15 protein-coding genes are annotated in these 19,362 nt (G+C 68.7%); 5 read left to right on the plus strand and 10 right to left on the minus strand.

Annotated features, from left to right (window positions below; all coding sequences use genetic code 11):
• Positions 1 to 24 precede the first annotated feature (24 nt).
• From AZL_RS03575 to AZL_RS03585, 3 genes are read right to left on the minus strand one after another with little or no spacing between them, the layout of a single operon-like run.
• On the minus strand, positions 25 to 1,449 hold the full coding sequence (locus AZL_RS03575; protein ID WP_012973303.1) for a DUF1329 domain-containing protein: 1,425 nt from the start codon (positions 1,447 to 1,449) through the stop codon (positions 25 to 27).
• Entirely contained in the window at positions 1,446 to 4,181 is a 2,736-nt protein-coding gene (locus AZL_RS03580; protein ID WP_012973304.1) for a response regulator, read from the minus strand. Before AZL_RS03580 ends, AZL_RS03575 begins: the two co-directional genes overlap by 4 nt.
• Positions 4,178 to 6,547 carry an ATP-binding protein gene (locus tag AZL_RS03585; protein WP_042442459.1) on the minus strand — a complete coding sequence of 790 codons (2,370 nt, stop codon included), beginning with the start codon at positions 6,545 to 6,547 and terminating at the stop codon, positions 4,178 to 4,180. The genes AZL_RS03580 and AZL_RS03585 overlap by 4 nt, the downstream gene beginning before the upstream one ends.
• A 390-nt stretch (positions 6,548 to 6,937) precedes the next feature.
• Between AZL_RS03585 and AZL_RS03590 the strand changes: the two genes are divergently transcribed.
• Genes AZL_RS03590 through AZL_RS03600 form a run of 3 tightly spaced genes read left to right on the plus strand, consistent with a single transcriptional unit; the run spans position 6,938 to position 9,333 of the window.
• Positions 6,938 to 7,243, plus strand: coding sequence for an STAS domain-containing protein (locus AZL_RS03590; RefSeq protein ID WP_012973306.1), 306 nt, complete (start codon positions 6,938 to 6,940; stop codon positions 7,241 to 7,243).
• Between the two features lie 52 nt (positions 7,244 to 7,295).
• A complete protein-coding gene (locus AZL_RS03595) occupies positions 7,296 to 8,135 on the plus strand; it encodes an ATP-binding protein (protein WP_042442461.1) in 840 nt (279 codons plus the stop codon).
• A 10-nt stretch (positions 8,136 to 8,145) separates the two neighbouring features.
• On the plus strand, positions 8,146 to 9,333 hold the full coding sequence (locus AZL_RS03600) for a PP2C family protein-serine/threonine phosphatase (RefSeq protein WP_042442462.1): 1,188 nt from the start codon (positions 8,146 to 8,148) through the stop codon (positions 9,331 to 9,333).
• A gap of 24 nt (positions 9,334 to 9,357) precedes the next feature.
• On the opposite strand, the gene AZL_RS03605 is transcribed toward AZL_RS03600, so the two are convergent.
• The 5 genes from AZL_RS03605 to AZL_RS03625 form a co-directional block, all read right to left on the minus strand.
• Entirely contained in the window at positions 9,358 to 10,221 is an 864-nt protein-coding gene (locus AZL_RS03605) for an NAD kinase (RefSeq protein ID WP_247894261.1), read from the minus strand.
• 159 nt (positions 10,222 to 10,380) lie between these two features.
• Positions 10,381 to 12,696: an ATP-dependent Clp protease ATP-binding subunit ClpA gene (gene clpA, locus AZL_RS03610; RefSeq protein ID WP_012973310.1), complete on the minus strand. Its 2,316-nt coding sequence runs from the start codon at positions 12,694 to 12,696 to the stop codon at positions 10,381 to 10,383.
• A gap of 8 nt (positions 12,697 to 12,704) precedes the next feature.
• Positions 12,705 to 13,031, minus strand: coding sequence for an ATP-dependent Clp protease adapter ClpS (gene clpS / locus AZL_RS03615; RefSeq protein ID WP_012973311.1), 327 nt, complete (start codon positions 13,029 to 13,031; stop codon positions 12,705 to 12,707).
• A 380-nt stretch (positions 13,032 to 13,411) separates the two neighbouring features.
• Positions 13,412 to 13,891 (minus strand): phasin family protein, encoded by a 480-nt coding sequence (locus AZL_RS03620; protein ID WP_042442463.1) that lies wholly within the window; start codon positions 13,889 to 13,891, stop codon positions 13,412 to 13,414.
• Positions 13,892 to 14,252: 361 nt separating this feature from the next.
• Positions 14,253 to 14,765 carry a phasin family protein gene (locus AZL_RS03625; RefSeq protein WP_012973313.1) on the minus strand — a complete coding sequence of 171 codons (513 nt, stop codon included), beginning with the start codon at positions 14,763 to 14,765 and terminating at the stop codon, positions 14,253 to 14,255.
• Positions 14,766 to 15,299: 534 nt separating this feature from the next.
• Here AZL_RS03625 and AZL_RS03630 point away from each other — a divergent pair.
• The gene (locus AZL_RS03630) at positions 15,300 to 16,061 is read left to right on the plus strand and encodes a proteasome-type protease (protein WP_012973314.1); all 762 of its coding nucleotides are present in this window, start codon (positions 15,300 to 15,302) and stop codon (positions 16,059 to 16,061) included.
• Positions 16,062 to 16,095: 34 nt separating this feature from the next.
• Here the strand turns inward: AZL_RS03630 and AZL_RS03635 are convergent, their stop codons facing one another.
• Complete coding sequence (locus tag AZL_RS03635) at positions 16,096 to 16,896, minus strand: hypothetical protein (protein WP_247894262.1); 801 nt, start codon at positions 16,894 to 16,896, stop codon at positions 16,096 to 16,098.
• Between the two features lie 234 nt (positions 16,897 to 17,130).
• On the opposite strand from AZL_RS03635, the gene AZL_RS03640 reads away from it, so the two are divergent.
• On the plus strand, positions 17,131 to 18,483 hold the full coding sequence (locus AZL_RS03640; protein WP_148219179.1) for a D-alanyl-D-alanine carboxypeptidase family protein: 1,353 nt from the start codon (positions 17,131 to 17,133) through the stop codon (positions 18,481 to 18,483).
• Between the two features lie 25 nt (positions 18,484 to 18,508).
• Here AZL_RS03640 and AZL_RS03645 read toward each other — a convergent pair whose 3' ends face one another.
• A complete protein-coding gene (locus AZL_RS03645) occupies positions 18,509 to 19,252 on the minus strand; it encodes a response regulator (RefSeq protein WP_148219180.1) in 744 nt (247 codons plus the stop codon).
• Positions 19,253 to 19,362: the final 110 nt, after the last annotated feature.

The raw sequence follows: 19,362 nt of genomic DNA on the forward strand, positions 1-19,362 counted from the left end.
GCGCTTCGCCGTGTGGTGGCGGTCTCAGCCCCGGCGGCCGCGACGGATCAGGGCGTCGGCGGTGAAGTCCTCCGGCGTCAGCGGCGCGTCGAACTGCGGCGGTGGCTGGCCGTTCTCCATCCCGCGGGCGGCGTAGCGGTCGGCCGTCAGGTCGAAGGCGAACTCCACCGTCGGCAGCAGGACCGGAACCTGCCAGTGCGGCAGGGTGTGGGCCTCGGCGTAGCGCAGGAGGTCGCCCTTGCCGTTGTAATGTTCCGAGGCCAGGATCTGCCAGCTGTCCTCGTCCAGGTAGAAGGTGCGGTCGGGCAGGGCGTGCTTGAAGTTCGGCTTCAGCCGGGCATCGACCACCCAGACCCGGTGCATCTCGTACCGCAGGAATTGCGGGTTGGGATGGCCGGGCCACAGGGTGTCGCGCATGGCCAGGTTGGGGTTGACCAGCCGGTGGGCGTTGTACGGCATGTACATCTCGCGCCGGGTCACCAGCGTGTAGTCGAAGCGGTCGAGCGCGCCGCTGAACATGTCCAGCATGTCGGCGGTGCAGATGCCGCCCGTCACCGGGTCCGGCGTGTCATAGGCGAAGTCGGGCGCCGGCACCACGCGCCCGCGCTCCCCCTCGCGCACCCAGGCGCGGGTCCGCGTGGCGATCGGGTCGAGCGTGCCCTGGAGGATCAGGCTGCCGCCCGCCTGCTCCTTCGGGTCGAGGATGGTGCGGCGGTAGAGCAGCGGCGGCGCCGCCATGTCCCCGGCGGCATAGGGGGAGAGGAAATCCTCGCGCAGCCTGCTGAAGGACCGGGTGCCGTCGCCGGCCTGCACAACGGTCAGGCTGGTGCGCGACAGCGGGCCGCCGCGCCAACGCAGCTTGTGGTTCCACATCGCCTGGACGCCGTTGGCCGGGATGGGGAAGGGCACGCCGACCGTGGCGTCGCGCAGAGCCATCCCGTTCTCGCCGACGGCGGCGCGGCCGGCGTTGGCCAGCGAGGCGTCATAGATCCGTTGGGGGGCGGCGGCGCTGCGGCGGCAGGGGAACAGCGCCAGCTGGAAGCTTTCCGGGTATTTCGCCAGCAGCGCCTGCTGCCCGGCGGTCAGCCGGACCTTGTAACGCTCGACATCGGCGGCGGTCACGGTGAACCAGCGGACATCCTCGATGTAGGGATCGGGCGACGGACGCCCCGGCACATAGCCGCGCGGCGGTTCGGTCAGCCCGCCGGTCCAGGGCGGGATCGCCCGTGTCCGGTTGCCCGCCCGCACCGCGCCGAAGGGCGTCAGCTCCTCGCCCAGCCGGGGCACGCCGACATCGGCGGGAGGCGTGGGCGGCGCGGCATTCGCCGGTGGGGTACCCTGTGCCAGGGCGGGCTCCGCCGCGCTCGCGGCGGCGGCCGAGGCGGCGGCGCCCAGCAGCAGGCCGAGGGTCTGCCGCCGGTCGGGGCGGAACCCGGTCGGACCGCTCATGCCGTCGGCCGCTCCGCGCCGGCCAACTCCTTGCCGATGGCCTCGCAGGTGGCGGCGAAGACCGCGCGCAGCCGGTCCGCCGCTTCCGTCAGACGGGCGAGTGGCGCGCCTTCGGCGGCGGCCTGCTCCAGCAGGCGGGCGGCCTCCGCCAGCGGCTTGGCGCCGGCGTTGCGCGACGACCCCTTCAGATTGTGGGCGCAGGCCCGCACCCAGTCGCGGTCGCCATCGTCCAGCGCCATGCCCAGGTCGGCGACCACGCCGCGGCCGATGGAGACGAAATCGTCGAGCAGTTCCGCCAGCATCGCCGCATCGCCGCCGCACAGGGCGCGCAGGCTGCCCAGCTCGACCAGCGGCTCCCGGCCGGCGGAGGAGGACGGCGCGGACGTCCGGTCCGCCACCCGATCGGCCATTTGATCCGTCGCCGGGGCCGGCGGCATCCAGCGCGCGAGCGTCGCGGCCAGTTGCGACAGCTCCAGCGGCTTGCTCAGCACATCGTCCATGCCGGCGGCGAGATAGCTTTCGATGTCGGCGGGAGCGGCGTTGGCGGTGATGGCGATGATGGGCAGGCGGGTGCCCGTGTCGGCCGGGGCCTCCCCGGAGCGGATCCGGCGGGTCAGCTCGAACCCGTCGATCTCGGGCATCTGAACGTCGGTCAGCAGCAGGGCATAGCGGCGCCGGCCCTGTCGCATGGCGTCGAGCGCCGCCAGCGCCTCCGCCCCGCCAGGCGCCATCTCGGCGGCATAGCCCAGCGCCTGCAACTGCATCAGCAGCACCTTGCGGTTCACCGGATTGTCTTCCGCCACCAGGATCAGGCGCCCGGCGGCCATCGCCTCTTCCAGGGTCGGGGCCGCCGCCGGCCCGGGCGCCGCGGTCTTGGGTGCGGTCTTGGGCGCGGTTACGGTCGCGGGCGGGGCCGTGGATGGTTCCGGGGCGTGGGCGGCGGGCTGGGGTTGGAGTTGCGGCTGGGCGCCGAGCCGGCCGGCGGCGACGGCCACCGCGCGGAGCAGGACCAGCCGGCGCAGCGGCCGGCTCAGCACCACCGCGCCGGCTTCCGTTCCCCGCGTTCCCGGAAGGGGACCGGGATAGGGCGATCCGCCGGTCTCATGGCAGAGCAGGACCACCGGCGGCCGGGCTTCGCCGCTGCGGCGGCCCAGCTCGTCCGGCGCGAAGGCGGCGGCGGGCACATGCAGCGCCTCGTCGATGGTGACGACGCCGACGGCGCAACCGGCCTCGCGCGCGATGCGGGCCTGGGCGGCCAGTTCCGGCGGGGAGGCGGCGGGCAGCACGCGGGCGCCGGCCTGCTCCAGATAGCTGGCGAGGAAGCCGCGCTCCGTGTCGTCGGGCACCCCCAGCAGAACCGTCAATCCCGTCAGCTCGATCGCCTCCTGCGGCTCTTCCGCCGACGGCGGAAGGGCGCCATGGGCCATCGGCAGGCGCAGCCAGAAGATGGAGCCGGCGCCGGGGGTGCTTTCCACCCCGATCTCGCCGCCCATCAGCGCCGCCAGCCGGCGGCTGATCGACAGCCCCAGCCCGGTGCCGCCGAAGCGCCGGGTGGTGGAGCTTTCCGCCTGGGTGAAGGGCTGGAACAGCCGTTGGCGCGTGGTCTCGGTGATGCCGATGCCGGTATCGCAGACGGCGATGCGCAGAATGGGCTCCGTCCCGGTCCCTGTCCCCGGCCCGGCGCCGTCGGCCGCCGGTTCCAGTTCGGCGCGCAGGATGACCCGGCCGGATTCGGTGAATTTGATGGCGTTGCCGGCCAGATTGAACAGGATCTGGCGCAGCCGCACCGGATCGCCCAGCAATGCCTGCGGAATCGCCGGATCCACATAGGTCAGCAGCGTCAGCCCCTTGGCCCCGGCGGCCGGGGCCAGCGTTTCCGCCACCCCTTCGACCAGCGAGGGGACCGACAGAGCCACCCGCTCCAGATCCATCTTTCCGGCTTCGATCTTCGAGAAATCCAGGATGTCGTCGATGATCCGCAGCAGGGCGTTGGCCGATTCGCGCATGGTGCCGACGGTGTCGCGCTGGTGGTCGTCCAGCTCCGTCCGTTCCAGCAGGCCCAGCATGCCCAGCACCCCGTTCATCGGCGTGCGGATCTCGTGGCTCATGGTGGCGAGGAAGGCGGATTTGGCCTTGGTCGCCTCCTCGGCCTGCTCGCGGCTCTCGCGCAGCTCGCGCGTGCGTTCCGCCACCCGGGTCTCGATCGACTGGATCTGGTCGAAGGCGCGCAGCGCCGCGATCACCGTGGTGAACAGGCCCTCCGCTGACAGATCGGCCTTCGGCTTGTAGTCGTTGATGTCGTAATCGACGATCACGTCGCGTTGCGGCGCCTGTCCGGGCTGGCCGGTGCGCAGGATGATGCGGACGTCGCGGTTGCCCAGCTCGTCGCGGATCCAGCGCACCAGCTTCAGGCCGGAATCATCCTCCTCCATCACCACGTCCAGCAGGATCACGGCGATGTCGCGCCGGTGTTCCAGCACGGCGCGGGCATCCGCCGCGGTGAGGCAGCCGATGAGGTCGAGCCGCCGCCGCTGGAAGACGACGTCGTCCAGCAGCAGTCCGGTCATCGAATGGACGTCGGCCTCGTCATCCACCACCAGGATGGTCCAAGGGGGCGCGGCCGCATCGATGGCGGCGTCACGCGCCTCATGGGCGGCGCCGGGAACGGAGGCGGCGCCCGCCGCCTCGTCGGCGAACAGGATTTCGTCGTCGTCGGGGACGCCGGTGCTCATGCGGGTTCGGTCTCCAGCGATACGGGCGGCGGCGGTGCGGCGGTGGGCGGTTGCGGGGTGGCGGCGGTCTTCGGGATGCGCAGGGTGAAGGTAGTTCCATCGCCGGGAACGCTGTCAACCGAGATCCGCCCGCCCAGCGACTGGGTGACCAGATTGAACACGATGTGCAACCCCAGCCCGCTGCCGCCGGTGCCGCGCCGCGTGGTGAAGAAGGGCTCGAACACCTTGGGCAGATTTTCCGCGGCGATGCCGACGCCGTCGTCGGAGAAGCGGATTTCCACCTCGCCCTCGGACAGCTCGTCGACATCGATCACGATGTGCCCGTTGCAGTCCTGCGGGAAGGCGTGGGTCAGCGCGTTCATCACCAGATTGGTCATCACCTGGCTCAGCGCGCCGGGAAAGCTGTCCAGGACGATGCCGGGCGAACAGGCGATGGCGACGCGGTGGGGGCTCTTGCGCAGGGTGGGGCCGAGCGAGGTCACCACCTCGTCCAGATAGGCCAGCAGGTCGAAACGGCGCCGTTCCTCGCTGGTCTGGTCGACGGCGACCCGCTTGAAGCTCTGGATCAGCTCGGCGGCGCGGGTCAGGTTCTGCTCGATCAGCCGGGAGGCTTCGCTGGCGGTGGCGACATAGGCGGCGAGTTCCGATTTCCTCATCGTTCCGCGCTCGAACGTCTCGGCCAGCTGGCCGGTCCGGCCGGAGAGGTGGGTGGCGCAGCTGAAGGCGATGCCGATCGGGGTGTTGATCTCATGGGCGACGCCGGCGACCAGCAGGGCGAGCGAGGCCATCTTCTCCGCCTGGACCAGATTGGCCTGGGTCTCCTTCAGGTCGGCGTAGGCGCGTTCCAGCTCCTGCATCGCATTGAAGATCTCCTCGGCGGAACGCGCTTCGACCGTCACGTCGGTCAGGGTGCGGACGAAGCCGCCTTCCGGCAGCGGGTTGGTCCGCACCTCGACGATGCGGCCGTCTGGCCGGCGGCGCTTGAAGGTGAAGGGCTGGTCGACCATTCCGGCCGGTTCGTCCGCGTCGCCGCCGTGTCCCGGCCCGGTCCCGTAGGTCAGATAGAGGTCGGGATCGTCGCCCATCTCGCCGAATTCGCCCTGGCGGCGCTGACGCGCCACCACGTCGGCGAAAGGCGGATTGCCGGCGAGCGCCGTCGGCGGGACGTTCAGCAGCTCCGCCGCCCGGCGGTTCGCCGTCACCACCCGGCCGTCGCCGTCGACCTTGATGATTCCCTGGTCGGTGTTGTCCAGCGTGACCTGAAGCACATTGCGCTCATGCGCCAGATCCAGTTCCGCCCGCACCCGCTCGGTGATGTCGGACATGGTGCCGGTCAGGCGCCGGGCGCGGCCGTAGGCGTCGCGCTGGGCGGTGGCGCGGTCCTCGATCCATGCCCACTGGCCGTCCCGCCGCCGCATGCGGTAGACGGCGGTGTAGGCCATGGCGCGGTCGCGCAGCCGCCGTCGCGAGTCGACCATCACCCGTTCGGCCTCGTCCGGATGCAGCAGCGAGGCCCAGGTCGCCGCCGTCATCGGCAGTTCGCTCGGGCCGTAGCCGAGCAGAAAGGGGAACTCCTTCGACCACCAATATTGTCCGGTCTCCAGATCGTAATCCCAGACGGAGGAGCGGGTCGCGGTGATGGCCAGCGCCAGCCGCTTCTCGCTCTTGCGCAGGGCGGCCTCCTCCTGGCCGAGCCGGGCGAGCATCGCGTTGTGGGCCTGGATCACCCGCCCCAGCTCGTCCGCGGCGCGCCAGTCCACCGGCTGGTGCCCGCCGCCCCGTTCGGATTCCAGGATGGAGGCGACCAGCCGGTTCAGCGGCCGCCCCACCGTCAGGCGCAGCGCCGCCAGCGCCGCCGCGACGGTGCCGCCCAGCATCAGCAGAAGCAGCACGGCGGCGCTGACCACCTCCTGGCGCAGCTGCTCGCGCACGGCGGCGTCGCCGTAATGCAGGGTGAGGGTGCCGATCCGGCCGGTTTGCGAAGGGATCGGCCGCCGTTCGACGCCGGTATCGCCGCCGGACGGGCAGCCCTGCGCCTGCGGCCGGGGCGGCCAGCTGAACAGCCTGCCGGCGAGATCGTCGCTCACCTCGATGCAGGTCACTTCCCGGTTGGCGCCGATCGCCCGCATGGCGTTGCCGATCATCTGGTCGTCGAGGGTCCGCAGGATATTCGACAGGGCCGGCGCGTTGATGTCGGCGATGGACGCCACCTTGCCCCGCAGCGTCTCCTTCAGATCGGCGTAACGGTCACAGAAGAACAGGGTCGAGAACAGCGAGACCGCCACAACCAGACTGGGGACCAGAATCAGCAGGAATTTGGCCGATACAGTCGGGATGCGCCGCCACGCCTCAACGATCCTGGTCATGCATTGCCGTTCCGGACGTTTGTGATTGGACGGTCGGGTGTTGTTTTGGCGGTCGGTGACCGCGGCGGATCGTCGCGGCGTCCGGCCTGGATCGGGGTCCGGCCCCAAGCCCGACCCCGGTTCCGGCGGCGCGGCATGCGGCTCGGTCGTTCGTCCGAAAAGCTTCTACCCCGTTATGCGCGGCCCGTCCATGGGGGGAAGCCCCAGCATCCGCATCGGACCGGGCGTATTCGGGAAAAACCATCGCGCTCCAAGGGAAAAGGTCAATTCTTCATTGTATCTTGCTTGAGATGGGGCGATTGCCTGCACTACTGTGCATACGCACATAGTGCAGGTTTCGCGCGCATCCGTATGAATGCGGCCAGGGCTGCCGATCGGTTGAGAGGATTTATGGATTTCAAGACGACCAACACAGGCGATGCGACCGAAGTCGGGATGACGGGGCGCCTGGAGTTCACCGACCATGACCGGCTGCGCGACATCGTCGAACTGCTGGAGACGCCCGGCATGCGGCGCTTCATCATCGAGATGTCGGGGCTGGAGTTCATCGACTCCGCCGGTCTCGGCATGCTGCTGATCCTTCAGGAGGAGGCGGAGACCCGCAACATCAAGATGATCGTCCGCTGCCCTCCGGGAGATGTGAGACGGTCGATCGATCTGGCGCGGCTGGGCGAGATTCTCACCCTCGAAGCCTGAGCCGCCGGGCGCCTTTCGCAAGGCCGGTCTCTGTCCGATGGGAGTGTGCCGCATGGACGGCGTTCATCACGATTGCGCCGGCGACCGTCCGGCCGAGCCGGCCTTGCGCGGCTTCAGCCTGCTGCGCGACAGCGTGCCCGCCGAGATGGCCGCCCGCGTGGTGGCGCGTTTCGGCGGAACGGCGCATGGACGGCCGGACTGGCGACCGGACGGGCCGCCGGGCGGTCAGCCCGACGAATCGGGCAACCCTGCGGGTCGGGCGATGGAAACGCTGCTGATGGAGCGGGCCGACCGCGACCGCCTGCGCGCCGCCTTCGATCGCCGCCCGTTCCTGACGGTGGAGCTTGGGGAAGGGGTGGACGAGGCGGCGGCCTTGCAGGACGACTGGTCCGGCGTGCCCGCGGCGGATCATCCCGACCTGCCGGGATTCTATCTGTCATTGACCACCGGGACCGCCTATGGCCTGCAATGCCCGGTGCTGGTCTGCGACGAGCTGGAGCGGCGCGGCGTGCTGGAGCCGCAGCGCCGTTCCAGCGTGGAGCTTTGCCTGCATGAGGCGGTCGCCAACGCCATCGTCCATGGCAATCTCGGCCTGTCCAGCGCGGTGAAGGGCGAGCCCGGCGGCTATCGCCGCTTCAGCGAGATGATGCGCGACCGGCTGGAGGATCCCGCCGTGCTGCGCCGGCGCCTGGACATCTTCTGCCGCTGGACCATGCACGGCATCGCCATCGCCGTGGTGGACCAGGGCGGCGGTTTCGACGCCGACCTGGCCCCGGCGGTTACCGGCAACAAGGCGCGCTCGGGCCGCGGCTTCGTCTTCATGCGCTCGCTGGCCTCGCGGGTGACGGTGACCGATGGCGGACGCTGCACCGTCCTCCAGTTCGACCGCTGACGGAGCCGCCATGGCCGCGCCCGCCCTGTCGCTGTCGGATTGCCGTGTCCTGATCGTCGACGACAATGAATTCAACCGCAAATCGCTCGCCCTGGTGATCCGCCGGGCCGGCATCACCGACATCGCCTTCGCCGAGAACGGACGGGAAGGGCTGGCGGCGGTCGACCGTTTCCGCCCCGACCTCGTGCTGCTCGACGTCGACATGCCGGTGATGAATGGCTGGGAAATGTGCGAGGCGCTGCGCCGCAACGCGACGCACGAGGAGTTGCCGGTGCTGTTCCAGACCGCGCTGGACAGCGACGACGAGCAGGTCCGTTGTTTCGAGGCCGGCGGCAACGACTTCATCTCCAAGCCGATCAAGCCGGGCGAATGCGTGGCCCGCGTCCGCCATCAGCTGGAAAAGCGCAAGCTGTTCAACGACCTCGCCACCTTCCGCGAGCGGGTCCAGCGCGAGCTGTCGCATGCCCGCGCCATGCAGACCTCGCTCCTGCCGGAAAACCGGCGGCTGGTCGAGGTGGCGGAGCGCTACGGCCTCACCCTCGATGCCCATTTCGAAACCTCGTCCGAACTGGGCGGCGATTTCTGGGGGCTCTACCCGCTGGGGGATGGGCGGCTCGGGCTGTTGATGGTCGATTTCGCCGGGCATGGCATCACGGCGGCGATCAACACCTTCCGCCTGCACACGCTGATCGACCGCCTGCCGATGCAGCACATGGCGCCGTCGCAATGGCTGGGACAACTGAACGCCGCGTTGAAGGACGTGCTGCCGACCGGCCAGTTCGCCACCGCCTTCTTCGGCATCCTCGACCTCGCCATCGACACGCTGACCTTCGCCGCGGCGGGCTCGCCCAATCCGGTGCTGGGAACGCCGGGCGGCCCCAAGCGGAACGGGCCGGACATCCGCCTGCTCGATTCGGCGGGGCTGGTGCTGGGCGCCTCGCGCCGGGCGCGGTATGTCGACCAGAGCCATCGCCTGCCGCGTGGCGGCTTCCTGTTCCTCTACAGCGATGCCCTGATCGAATGCGGCGGGGAGGGGACCGCTCCGCTGGGCCAGGATGCCGTCCCCGATTTCGTCCGTGACGGGCTGGCCCGCGACCGCCAGCACCCGTTGCGCCCGATGATGGACAGCTTCTATGCCCGCACCAGCCTGCCGCTGCGCGACGATCTGACCGCCGTCTGGGTCGCCCGGCGGGCCTGAGGCCCGACCGGCGAGAGAGGATGATCAGGGCGCGAACTGTTCCTTCAGGATGCGCTCCTCGAAATTCAGCTCGGGGTCGAACAGCAGGGTCAGGCCGACATCGCGGCACTCCTGCACCTCGACCCGCAGAACCTCGCGCACCTCGGTGAAGTCGGCGACGGCGCTGACCGGGCGCTTGGTCTCCTCCAGCACGTCGAAGGTGATGCGGGCGGCATGCGGAAGCAGGGCGCCACGCCAGCGCCGCGGGCGGAAGGCGCTGATCGGGGTCAGGGCCAGCACCCCGGCGTTCAGCGGGACGATCGGGCCATGGGCCGACAGGTTGTAGGCGGTGCTGCCGGCCGGCGTCGCCACCAGGGCGCCGTCGCAAATCAGCTCGGGCAGCCGGACCACCCCGTCGATGGTGATGCGCAGCTTGGCCGCCTGGCGCGTCTCGCGCAGCAGCGAGACCTCGTTGATGCCGAGCGCCTCGACCCGTTCGCCATTCATCCGCGTCGCCACCATGCGCAGCGGATGCAGCCGGACATGCTGGGAGGCCACGATGCGCTCCGCCAGATCCTCCTCGCGGTAGGCGTTCAGCAGGAAGCCGACCGACCCGCGATTCATGCCGTAGACCGGGGTCGGTCTTTCGCGGTTGCGGGTCAGCGCCCGGTGCAGCGTTTCCAGCAGGAAGCCGTCGCCGCCCAGCGCCACCACCACGTCGGCCTCGTCGGCGATGGCGTTGCCATAGCGGTGGACCAGCCTGGTGCGGGCGGCGCGCGCCTCGTCGGTGTCGGCGCAGGCGAAGGCGATGCGCAGCGCGTCGGGCGCGGGCAGCAGGGGCGCCTGCGCATCGGCGGACGGGATGTCGGCTGGCTGCATGGTGGCCTTCGGGGCGGCTGGGTCGGTCATGGCGCGACCATAGCGCAGTCCGGCCTTCCGGCAAAACCATCGCGCGGTGACGAAGCGATGCAAAACAGCGCAACCGTCGGCCGCACCCCTTGGCCACACAACGGGAAAGGGGGCCGCGGACGGCCCCCTTTTTCACCATGCGGGACGGATCGGCCGGGGTTACTCGGCCATCTCCGACACCATCTCCTCGTCGTCGTCGCCGGAGGTGCGCTTCGGCCGGCTGCCTTCGGTATAGTCGAAGGCCGGCTTGTCGTCCTTGACGGTGACCTTGACCAGACCGCCCTTGCTGAGCTTGCCGAACAGCAGCTCCTCCGCCAGCGGCTTCTTGATGTATTCCTGGATCACCCGGCCGAGCGGGCGGGCGCCATAGAGCGGGTCATAGCCCTTCTTGCCCAGCCACTCGCGCGCCTCCTCGTTCAGCTCGATGGACACGCCGCGGTCTTCCAGCTGCGCTTCCATCTGCATGATGAACTTGTCGACGACGCGGTTGATCACCTCCTGCGTCAGCGGCGCGAACGGGATGATCGCGTCGAGGCGGTTGCGGAACTCCGGCGTGAACATCTTCTCGACCGCTTCGATGTCCTCGCCGACCCGGCGGTCACGCTCGAAGCCGATGGCGGGCTTGGCCATGTCGGCCGCCCCGGCGTTCGAGGTCATGATCAGGATGACGTTGCGGAAATCGACGATCTTGCCGTTGTGATCGGTCAACTTGCCGTGGTCCATGATCTGCAACAGGATGTTGAACAGATCCGGATGGGCCTTCTCGATCTCGTCCAGCAGCAGGACGCAATGCGGGTGCTGGTCGATGGCGTCGGTCAGCATGCCGCCCTGGTCGAAGCCGACATAGCCCGGCGGGGCGCCGATCAGCCGCGACACCGTGTGCCGCTCCATATACTCCGACATGTCGAAGCGGGTCAGCTCGATGCCGAGCGTCATGGCGAGCTGGCGGGCCACCTCGGTCTTGCCGACACCGGTCGGGCCGGTGAACAGGTAGTTGCCGATCGGCTTCTCCGGCTCGCGCAAGCCGGCCCGCGCCAGCTTGATCGCCGAGACCAGCGCGTCGATCGCCTTGTTCTGGCCGAAGACCATCGTCTTCAGGTCGCGCTCCAGGTTCAGCAGCGTCTCCTTGTCGTCGCGGCTGACCGACTTCGGCGGGATGCGGGCGATCTTGGCGACCACCGCCTCGACGTCCTTCACGCCGATCTTCTTGCGGCGCTTGTTCTCCGGCAGCAGCATCTGCGCCGCCCCGACCTCGTCGATGATGTCGATCGCCTTGTCGGGCAGCTTGCGGTCACCGATGTATTTGGCCGACAGCTCGACCGCGACGCGGATGGCGTCGTTGGTGTAGGTGACCTTGTGATGCTTCTCGTAATAGGGCTTCAGGCCCTGGAGGATCTTGATCGCGTCCTCGATCGACGGCTCGTTGACGTCGATCTTCTGGAAGCGGCGGACCAGCGCCCGGTCCTTTTCGAAATAGCTGCGGTATTCCTTGTAGGTGGTCGAGCCGATGCAGCGCAGCGAACCCGACGCCAGCGCCGGCTTCAGCAGGTTGGACGCGTCCATCGCCCCGCCCGAGGTGGCGCCGGCGCCGATCACCGTATGGATCTCGTCGATGAAGAGGATGGCCCCCTCCGTCGCCTCGAGCTCCGACACGACGGCCTTCAGCCGTTCCTCGAAATCGCCGCGATAGCGCGTGCCGGCCAGCAGCGAGCCCATGTCGAGCGCGAAGATGGTGGCGTTGCGCAGCACCTCCGGCACTTCCTGCTGGACGATGCGGCGGGCGAGGCCCTCGGCGATGGCGGTCTTGCCGACGCCGGGGTCGCCGACATAGAGCGGGTTGTTCTTCGACCGCCGGCACAGGATCTGGATGGTCCGTTCGACCTCCTGCTCCCGGCCGATCAGCGGATCGATCTTCCCGCCCGACGCCTTCTTGTTCAGGTTGACGCAATAAGCCTCGAGTGCTTCGCTGCCTTTTTTCACGACCTTCTCCGCCGCCGCCTCGTCGTCGGCGCCCGAGACCCGCTTGGTATCCGAGCGGCCCGGAGCCTTCGCGATTCCGTGAGAGATGTAGTTGACCGCGTCGAACCGGGTCATCTCCTGCTCTTGCAGGAAATAGACCGCGTGGCTCTCGCGTTCAGAGAACAAGGCGACGAGCACGTTTGCTCCCGTCACCTCCTCACGTCCCGACGACTGGACGTGGATGGCCGCACGTTGCAGAACCCGCTGGAAGCCAGCCGTCGGCTTGGCGTCGTCGGGCCTGTTCGTGATAAGGTTCGCAAGCTCGTTGTCGAGATAGTCAGAGAGTTCCGCGCGCAGTCGGTCGAGATCGATCCCGCAGGCGCGCAAGACGGCGGTAGCATCGGAGTCTTCGGTCAACGCGAGAAGCAGATGTTCGAGCGTCGCGTATTCATGCCTGCGCTCGTTCGCGTGGGCCAGGGCTCGGTGCAGCGTCTGTTCCAGGTTACGCGACAGCATGTGTGGGTCTAATCCTTTTCTAACGTGCATTGCAGCGGGTGCTGGTGCTGGCGCGCAAAGTCCATCACCTGCGTGACTTTCGTCTCCGCCACCTCGTAGGTGAACACGCCGCACAACCCCACACCCCGCCGGTGCACATGCAGCATGATCTGGGTCGCTTCCTCGCGCGATTTGCTGAAGAAGCGTTCGAGAACGAGAACGACGAACTCCATGGGAGTGTAATCGTCGTTCAGCATCAATACCTTGTACATCGACGGCTTTTTTGTCTTCGGCTTGGCCTTTACGACCACGCCGCTGTTCGTGCCGTCGTTGCCCCGCTTGTCAGAGTCGGCCATGGTCCCAGTCGAATGTCATCGCGATGCACTGTCACTGGAATGATATGGTCATTTCGGCCGTGCTGGGAAGGGGCCGTTTTCGGTTCCCCTCCATTTGGCAGACCCTCCTTTGGTCCACAGGCCCTTCCGTTACCCAGGAATAGGAGACACCTCTTTCGGATGGGCCGCAATCGGCGGAAAACCCTAGGCGTCGTTCGGGGGAAAACCCTAGGCGTCTTTCCTGGCGCCGCGCCGCAAAAAGGGCCGCCGTACCGGGACGCCGAATGCGAAACGGCCCGGCATCCCTGTCCGGGGTGCCGGGCCGCTGCGATGTGATCCGTCAGGTGGGCTCGGATACCCGGCGCTCAGGTCCCGCCTTTGCCCCGGCCCATCCCCATCGCTCAGGCGGCGACCGGCTTCTTCGACAGGATCTCGACGGTGGCGTTGACGCGGGCGCTCAGCGGGGCCAGCGCCTCGGTGGCGATCTTGACGGTCAGTTCCTGCAGCTTGGTGCTCTCGGCCAGCAGCGCGTCCAGGCTGGACTTGGTGTAGGCGCTTTGCAGCTCGACCAGCTCCTGGATCGTCTTCACCGCCAGCAGGGACTTGGCGTTCGACACACCCTTCTCCAGCGAGGACTGGGTGAAGGCGGCGACCTGCTTGCCGGCCTCTTCGGCGCCCTTGGCGACCACGGTGCCCGACTTGACCAGCGCGTCGACATTCTCCTTGGTGAGAACGGTCAGCTCGTCATAGCTCTTCAGCACCTTGGCGGACGCCTTCTCGATCTGCTCCTGCTGGGCCTTCACCAGGCCCTCGACATTCTGCTTGGCGGTGGCGATGGCGTCTTCGACGGACTTGGTGACGGCGGCGATCTGGTCGGACATGGGTAAGCTCCTTGCGCTCTCTTTTGGGGGGCGACCGCGCGGCCCCGGCGAAGCGGCGGCCGGACGCGGCATGGACTTCGGTCCCTCGGACCCCGTCAGGGCGGGCGCCCGAGCTATGTTGCACTGCAACATGAGCAAAAGATAGGCGGAGCCGGGCGCCGAGTCAACGGGCGAATTGTGCGCTGCACAAAATCTTCCGGCGCGCAGGAGGATGCCCCGTGACGGCTTGTTTGGCGGCCCGGTGGCAATCCGGATGCGCACGCAAAACGGCCCGGCAACCGCGTGAGGGTTGCCGGGCCGTCGGCGATGCCGGGGCTTGGCCGAACAGCGGTTCGGCCCCCCTAAGTCGGCAGCCGTCCCGTCAGGCGGCGATCGGCTTGGAGAAGGTCTCGACCGTCGCGGTGACGCGGGCGTTCAGCGGGGCCAGCGCGTCGTTGGTGACCTTGGTGCCCAGCTCCTGCAGGCGGCTGGTCTCGGCCAGCAGCGAGTCGAAGCTGGACTTCAGGAAGTCGTTCTGCAACTCGACCACTTCCTGCAGGGTGCGGGCGGTCAGCAGGGCCTTGCCGGTGGTGATGGACTTGTCCAGTGCCGACTGGCCGTAGGCGACGACCTCGCGTCCCAGATCCTCGGCGCCCTTGGCGGCGATGGTGCTGCTGGCGATCAGCGCCTCGACATTGGCCTTGCCGGCGGCCTGGAGATCCTCGTAGCTCTTCAGCAGCTGCGCGGCGGTCTTCTCGAACTGCTCCTTGGCGGCGGTCGCGGTCTGCTCGAACTGCTTGACCGTCTGCTCCTGGCCAGCCTTCACCAGGCCCTCATACTGTTCCTTGGCCTGGGCGGCGACGGTTTCGAGCGACTTCGGCGAGAACTGGTTCATGGCGCGCGTTCCTTCCTGGCTGATGGCGGCCCGGCTGATGCCGGCTTTTGGATGATGGACCTGATTTGCTGACCTGACTTGCTGACCTGTCTGGCGAGACCGGCCGCCGCCATGCGTGGCACGGGACCCGCCGGCGGCGTGGCGCGTTGCGTTTTCACGCTGTGCAGCCGTCGCCGTGACGGTCCCGGCACCGCGTGGAATACCGGGGAATGCTGCACTGCAATATAAGACTTTTATGGGCTAAGCACGGCGCGGTGTCAACAGTCCGATCGGAGGGTATCGGGCGTACCACCCTTCAGCCGCGCCGCGTCCCGGCCGCGCGAAATTCCATCCGCGGCCTCGTCCCCGCCGTTGTCGGCCGGCGCCGTCGATGGCCTTGATGGCGGAATTCTTTAACGAAGACTTTACCGAGGCTGCGACAAGTGTAGCGTGGCCGTGGGCGGCATCCGCCCTGGCCAATGGTCAGGTGCGGCGCTTGGACGCGGCGCGCCCGACCGTCCGCTCTCAAGGCCGCATTTCGGGACCCTTTCGATCATGACCTATTGCCTTGGCATCAAGACCCGCGACGGCCTGATCGGTCTGTCGGACGGCCGGATCACCAGCGGCTCGCAACTCTCGTCGGCCCGCAAGGTGACGATGATGGGCAGCGGCGGCGACCGCTTCTTCATCATGAATTCCGGCCTGCGCAGCGTCCGCGACAAGACGCTGGCCTATCTGCGCCGCGACATGCAGAAGCGCCGGGGCGAGTCCTATCCCACCATGCTGGACGCGGTGTCGGCCTTCACCGCCTGCCTGCGGCAGGTCGCCGCGGAGGACCGGGAGTCGCTGGAGGCGTCCAAGCTGAATTTCAACCTGCACGCCATCATCGGCGGACAGTTGGCCGAGGACCGCGAGCCCTACATGTTCCTGGTCTATCCGGAGGGCAACTGGATCGAGGTGGACGAGCGCACACCCTACCTGTCGATCGGCGCCACCGCCTATGGCAAGCCGATCCTGGACCGGGCGCTGACCTATGGCACCGACATGCAGACGGCGCTGAAGCTGGCCTATCTCTCCTTCGACAGCACCCGCTTCTCGACCAACGACGTCGGCTTTCCGATCGACATGGTGTCCTACCACGCCGAATCGCGCAGCTGGCGCCAGTCCAACTATGATTACGACGATCTGGGCGAACAGCGCCAGTGGTGGAACCGCAACCTGACCGAACTGGCCCGCCGCATGCCGGACGGCCCGTGGGTCGAGACGCTGGTGCCCGAGGAGATGCGCGTGCGCCGGACCGCCGACGAGACGGCCTGATCCGGTATCCGCGCCGACCGGCGCGGCGGCGGCATCAGTCCCGCGGAAGGGCGCTCAACAGCAGCGCCCCGAAGGGGGCGGTCGGACCGACCAGCCCGTAATGGCCGCGTCCGTCGCGGCCGATCCGCACCTCGAAGAAGACGCCGCCGTCGGCCAGCTGGCCGGAGGAGGGCAGGGTACGCGGCGCGTCGTCGGGAGCCGGCAGTCCGGGAAAGGCGATGCCGGTGGCGTCGATGCCGCGCAGAAGCTCCGGGAAGCCGGCGTCGGTGAAGCGGCTCGACGGGTAGCGGTAGGCGGTGAAGAACCACTGACCGCCCCGGCAGCCGCTGATCAGCCAGTAGAAGCCGTTGGAGGGCAGCCGCAGCCCGTCCGGCGGCGGGTCGAAGGCCCCGTCCTCGCGCAGGCGGCCGATGAAGCTGTCATATTGCGTGGCATCGAGTTGCAGCGTCGCGGTGCGGCCGCGGGCGGCGGAGAACGGGTCGGCCAGGGTCAGGCGGGCGAGGTCGGTCGCCTCGATCACATGGGCTTCCACGGCCGCGCCGCCGCGGTCGGCCTCCCGGACGATGTCGTAGGTCCGCACATGCCGGTTGTAGTCGGCGTTGAAGATCAGGCGGAAGCGGTCGGCGCCATCCTTGCCGCAGCTCGACCGCAGATCGTCGCCGTTCAGGTAGCTGAACCAGGTCAGCTTGCGCGCCAGCGGATTGTCGGTCGGCCCGAGCGAACCGCAGCCGGCGAGCGCCAGCAGCGATGCCGCCATGGCCGCCGCGGCGATGGCGCGGGCGGTCCGGTGGCGGCGGACAGGGAGCCTTGCGGTTCTTTGTTGACCCTGGTTCATTGTCGCTTGCCTCGCGTCGGCGGCCCCTGGTAGGTGGAGCATGAAGGGTGAAACGGCAAGCCCGGCCCTGCCGTTTCCACCGCTTCCCAATTCCTAATCCCCAGGACCCGCGATTTTGGCCACAAACACCGAGAAAAGCCAAAGCGGTAAATTAACGAATTCATGCTAGACACTGATTTCGCACGAATTTACCATCGAACCAAGCACCAGGATCTAGCGGTTGGCGGGGCCATCATGAGTGTAACGCGCAACACCGTTCGTAACGGATTGTTTCCGTTCGCCTTTCGCGCGGCGGATGCGGCCGGTGGGCGGAGTGCGGCGGGTGTCGGTCGCCATCTGCTCGCGGCCGCCGCGCTGCTGGGGATGGTGACGGCCGGGTCCTGCCTGTCCGCGGCCGAGGCGCTGGCGGCGAAGGCCGCGGCCATCGTGGTCGATGCCCGGACCGGGCAGGTGCTGATCGACCAGGACGCCGACGCCATCACCCATCCGGCGTCGCTGACCAAGATGATGACCCTCTACCTGACCTTCGACGCGCTGGAGGATGGTCGCCTGACCCTCGACCAGCAGTTGCCGGTCTCGTCCTGGGCGGAGAGCATGTCGCCGACCAAGCTCGGCCTGCGCGCCGGCCAGACGCTGAAGGTGGAGACGGCGATCCTCGGCCTCGTCACCAAGTCGGCCAACGACGCCGCCGTCGTCCTGGCCGAGGCGCTGGGCGGCACCGAATCCCGCTTCGCCGAGATGATGACGCGCAAGGCCCGCGAGCTGGGGATGCGCCACACCGTCTACCGCAACGCCTCCGGCCTGCCGAACATGGAGCAGGTGACCACCGCCCGCGACTATGCCGCGCTGTCCCGCGCGCTGATGCGCGACCATGCCAAATACTACCCCTATTTCAGCCGCCGCAATTTCGTTTATGGCGGCCGGACCCTGCCCAACCACAACCGCCTGATGTCCCGCTACGAGGGCATGGACGGCATCAAGACCGGCTACACCGTCGCCTCCGGCTTCAATCTCGCGGCGTCGGCGGTGCGCGACGGGCGGCGTCTGGTCGGCGTGGTGCTGGGCGGCAAGTCGGCCGTCTCGCGCGACAACAAGATGGCGGCGCTGCTCGACCAGGCCTTCGGCCGGCCCAACCGCGGCCGCGACGACGAGCCGGTGGTGGCGAGCCTCGACACCAGCCGGTCCGACGCCGTCGACGGCGAGGGGGACGATGATGACGAGGATACCGAAGAGACGGTGGTGAAGGCCGCCAAGCCGGTCCGCGCCTCCTTGCAGACCGCGGCGGTCCCGGCCGCCCCGGAGCGGCCGGAGAAGTCCGCCGGCAATGCCTCCTCGCGTTGGGGGGTTCAGGTCGGCGCCTTCTCCAGCAAGGCGGCGGGCAACAAGGCGGTGGCGCAGGCGGTCAAGCAGGCGCCGTTCCTGCTGCGCTCGGCCAAGGCCAGCGTGGTCGAGGCGAAGACCGGCAAGGACACCGTCTATCGCGCCCGCCTGATCGGTCTGGACGAGAAGGATGCCCGCAAGGCCTGCTCCGTCCTGACCAAGAGCGGGCACCATTGCGTCGCCGTGTCGCCCGGCGAGCGCGGCTGACGCCCGTCCCTTTCCGTTTCGGGAGTTACCCACGCGCCGCGGCGGCGCATCCCTTGAGGAACGCCAGCGCCGGCGCCAGCGCGCCGGCCAGCCCCTCCGCGAGCAAGGCCCGTCGCGCCGGATCGGCTTTTGGCCGATCGAGCTCCGCTTCCAGGGCGCGGGCCGCCCGGCGCAGGTCGAGGCAGCCATATTGGCCCGACACGCCGGCGATCTTGTGCGCCATCGCCCCGGCGGTGCCCAGGTCTTCCTGTCTCAAGGCCTCGTTCAGCGCCTGCCCGTGCTCGCGCAGCACCTCGGCGGTTCTTTCGATCAGTTCGGCGGCACGGGCGGCGGGCAGAATCTCCCGCATCGTCCTGATCGCCCCCTCGTCGAATGCCGGTTCGGCCGCCGGTTCCGCCGCCGTCGGCGCCGGCCGCGCCGACCCATCCGGCAGACCCGCCAGCATGTCGAGCCGCAGCGGCTTGGCCAGCACGCCGTCGGCGCCGCAGCCGGAACAGCGGTCGTTGCCCCGCCAGCCGGCGCTGGCCGTCAGCATCAGGATACGCGGCGCCGCACCGTGCGGCAGCCGGCGGATGGCCCGCACCGCCTGGTCCCCCGGCAGGTCGGGCAACTCCAAATCCATCAGGATCAGGTCGAAGATGGTGTGTGTGGCGGCGGCGACCGCGGCGGCGCCATCCGCCACCGCCACCACCCGATGGCCGGCCCGTTCCAGCACGGCGCGTGCGGCGAGGCGGGTGACCGTCTCGTCCTCCACCAGCAGAATATGCATGTGGGACGTGCCCCCCGTCCGCTCCGCCGTCATGCCGGCCCGCTCTTTCCGGTTGATGTGAGGAGATCAGTTTATAGCGTTGTGCGTTTAATATGAAACGCACAACGCTA

This window comes from Azospirillum sp. B510 (genome assembly GCF_000010725.1).
Lineage (GTDB): Bacteria > Pseudomonadota > Alphaproteobacteria > Azospirillales > Azospirillaceae > Azospirillum > Azospirillum lipoferum_B.